This is a genomic window from Pseudomonas sp. PA-4-8C (assembly GCF_021606625.1).
Lineage (GTDB): Bacteria > Pseudomonadota > Gammaproteobacteria > Pseudomonadales > Pseudomonadaceae > Aquipseudomonas > Aquipseudomonas lactis.
Genome location: NZ_WKCD01000408.1, coordinates 1 through 3,318 on the forward strand (window position 1 = coordinate 1; position 3,318 = coordinate 3,318).

The following is a 3,318-nucleotide window of genomic DNA, read 5'->3' on the forward strand; positions in this document are numbered from 1 at the left end:
CTGCACGGTGACGTCGAGGGCGGTGGTCGGCTCGTCGGCGATCAACAGCTCAGGCTCGTTGGCCAATGCCATGGCGATCATCACCCGCTGGCGCTGGCCGCCGGACAGCTCGTGGGGCAACGCCTTGAGGCGTTTGTGGGGCTCGGGGATGCCCACCAGTTCCAGCAACTCCAACGTGCGCTGGGTGGCGACCTTGCCGGTCAGGCCCTTGTGCAGCCCGAGCACTTCGTTGATCTGTTTTTCGATGGAGTGCAGCGGGTTCAACGAGGTCATCGGCTCCTGGAAGATCATCGCAATACGATTGCCGCGTATATGCCGTAGGGTCTTCTCTTTGAGCGTCAGCAGGTCTTGCCCTGAATATTCGATGGTGCCAGACGGATGCCTTGCCAGAGGGTAGGGCAGCAGGCGCAGAATCGAATGGGCGGTGACCGATTTACCCGAACCGCTTTCGCCCACCAGCGCCAGGGTTTCGCCGCGCTTGATGTCGAAGCTCACGTGGTTGACCACCCGGTGATGATGCTCGCCGGTGACGAACTCGACACTGAGGTCGCGGATTTCGATCAGATTGTCCGGATTCATCTCATTTCCTCGGGTCGAACGCATCGCGAGCGGACTCGCCGATAAACACCAGCAGGCTCAACATGATCGCCAGCACCGCGAAAGCGCTCATGCCCAGCCACGGCGCTTGCAGGTTGGACTTGCCCTGGGCCACCAGCTCACCCAGCGACGGCGAACCTGCCGGCAGCCCGAAGCCGAGAAAATCCAGGGCGGTGAGGGTGCCAATGGCGCCGGTGAGGATGAAGGGCAGGAAGGTCATGGTCGAAACCATCGCATTGGGCAGGATGTGACGGAACATGATCGCGCCGTTCTGCATGCCCAACGCCCGCGCCGCGCGCACGTACTCCAGGTTGCGCCCGCGCAGGAACTCGGCGCGCACCACATCCACCAGGCTCATCCAGGAAAACAGCAGCATGATCCCCAGCAACCACCAGAAGTTGGGTTGCACGAAGCTGGCCAGGATGATCAGCAGGTAGAGCACCGGCAAGCCGGACCAGATCTCCAGAAAGCGTTGCCCGGCCAGGTCGACCCAACCGCCATAAAAGCCCTGCAAGGCGCCGGCAATCACGCCGATGATCGAGCTGAGTATGGTCAGGGTCAGGGCAAAGAGCACCGACACGCGAAAGCCGTAGATCACCCGCGCGAGCACATCGCGCCCCTGGTCATCGGTGCCCAGCAGGTTGACCGAGGACGGCGGCGCCGGGGCCGGGACTTTCAGGTCGTAATTGATGCTCTGGTAGCTGAATGGAATCGGCGCCCACAAGGTCCAGGCGTCCTTGGCCTTGAGCAGTTCCTGGATGTAGGGGCTCTTGTAGTTGGCTTCCAACGGGAATTCACCGCCGAAGGTGGTCTCCGGGTAGCGCTTGAGCGCCGGGAAGTACCAACCGCCGTCGAAGTGCACCGCCAGGGGCTTGTCGTTGGCGATCAACTCGGCGCCCAGGCTCAGCACGAACAGCACCAGGAACAGCCACAGCGACCACCAGCCGCGCTTGTTGGCCTTGAACCGCTCGAACCGGCGGCGATTGAGGGGGGACAGGTTCATCTCAATGCTCCCGGCTGGCAAAGTCGATACGCGGATCGACCAGGGTGTAGGTGAGGTCGCCGATCAGTTTCACGATCAGTCCCAGCAGGGTGAAGATAAACAGCGTGCCGAACACCACCGGGTAGTCACGGTTGATCGCCGCTTCAAAGCTCATCAGGCCCAGGCCGTCGAGGGAGAAGATCACTTCCACCAGCAACGAGCCGGTAAAGAAGATGCCAATGAAGGCCGAAGGGAAACCGGCGATCACCAGCAGCATGGCGTTGCGGAATACGTGGCCATACAGCACACGGCGATTGGTCAGGCCCTTGGCCTTGGCGGTGACCACGTACTGCTTGTTGATCTCGTCGAGAAAGCTGTTCTTGGTCAGCAGGGTCATGGTCGCGAAGTTGCCGATCACCAGGGCGGTGACGGGCAGCGCCAGGTGCCAGAAGTAATCGAGGATCTTGCCGCCCCAGCTCAACTCGTCGAAGTTGTTGGAGGTGAGCCCGCGCAAGGGGAACCAGTCGAAATAACTGCCACCGGCAAACACCACGATCAGCAAGATCGCAAACAGGAACGCCGGTATCGCATAGCCGACGATGATCGCCGAGCTGGTCCACACATCGAAATGGCTGCCGTGGCGCGTGGCCTTGGCGATCCCCAGGGGGATGGACACCAGGTACATGATCAGGGTGCTCCATAACCCCAGGGAAATGGACACCGGCATCTTCTCCTTGATCAGGTCGATGACCTTGGCGTCGCGGAAAAAGCTGTCACCGAAATCCAGCTGGGCGTAGTTCTTGACCATGATCCACAAGCGTTCCGGCGCCGACTTGTCGAAGCCGTACATCTTTTCGATTTCCTTGATCAGCGCCGGGTCCAGGCCCTGGGCGCCACGGTAGCTGGAGCCGGCCACCGCGACTTCGGCTCCGCCGCCGGCAATGCGGCTGGTGGCGCCGTCGAAGCCTTCGAGCTTGGCGATCATTTGCTCCACCGGGCCGCCGGGCGCGGCCTGGATGATGACGAAGTTGATCAGCAAGATCCCGAACAGTGTGGGGATGATCAGCAACAGGCGGCGAGCAATATAGGCCAGCATTCAATTGCCTCCGCTCGCCGCATCGGCGTTCTGTGTGGTGTCGAGGGATACCGCTGGTTTGACGTCGGGTTTAGCCCACCAGGTCGCGGTGCCGACGTCGTAGCGTGGCGAGACCTTGGGGTGGCCCAGGTGGTCCCAGTACGCGACGCGGAAGGTCTTGATGTGCCAGTTGGGAATCACGTAGTAACCAAACTGCAGCACACGATCCAGCGCCCTGGCGTGGGCGATCAGACTTTGGCGCGAACCGGCGTCGATCAACTCCTCCACCAACTGGTCGACGGCGGGGTCCTTGAGGCCCATGTAGTTGCGGCTGCCGGGCTTGTCGGCGCTGGAGGATTTCCAGAACTCGCGCTGCTCGTTACCCGGCGAGGTGGATTGCGGGAAGCTGCCCACCAGCATGTCGAAGTCGCGCGAGCGCAGGCGGTTGACGAACTGTGAGACGTCCACGCGACGAATTACCAGGTCGATGCCCAGGTCTGCCAGGTTGCGCTTGAACGGCAGGAGGATGCGCTCGAACTCGGTCTGGGCCAGCATGAACTCGATGGTCACGGGCTTGCCGGTGCTGTCGACCATTTTGTCGTCAACAATCTTCCAGCCTGCCTCTTGCAGCAGTTGGTAGGCCTCGCGCTGTTGGGTGCGGATC

The 3,318-nt window shown here is 61.7% G+C and carries 4 protein-coding genes; all 4 read right to left on the minus strand.

The window, feature by feature from the left end:
- The coding region (locus tag GIW04_RS29110) for an ATP-binding cassette domain-containing protein (protein ID WP_236479477.1) at positions 1 to 579 on the minus strand (579 nt) is incomplete at its 3' end.
- A 1-nt stretch (position 580) separates the two neighbouring features.
- On the minus strand, positions 581 to 1,600 hold the full coding sequence (locus tag GIW04_RS29115) for an ABC transporter permease (protein ID WP_003190688.1): 1,020 nt from the start codon (positions 1,598 to 1,600) through the stop codon (positions 581 to 583).
- A 1-nt stretch (position 1,601) separates the two neighbouring features.
- Complete coding sequence (locus GIW04_RS29120; RefSeq protein WP_034135393.1) at positions 1,602 to 2,675, minus strand: microcin C ABC transporter permease YejB; 1,074 nt, start codon at positions 2,673 to 2,675, stop codon at positions 1,602 to 1,604.
- A partial coding sequence (locus GIW04_RS29125; protein WP_236479478.1) for an ABC transporter substrate-binding protein occupies positions 2,676 to 3,318 on the minus strand: 643 nt, incomplete at its 5' end. It abuts the gene before it with no gap.

Coding starts and splice junctions, on each gene's coding strand:
- GIW04_RS29115 (WP_003190688.1), bottom strand. CDS start 1,600: ATGAACCTGTCCCCCCTCAATCGCCGCCGGTTCGAGCGGTTCAAGGCC.
- GIW04_RS29120 (WP_034135393.1), bottom strand. CDS start 2,675: ATGCTGGCCTATATTGCTCGCCGCCTGTTGCTGATCATCCCCACACTG.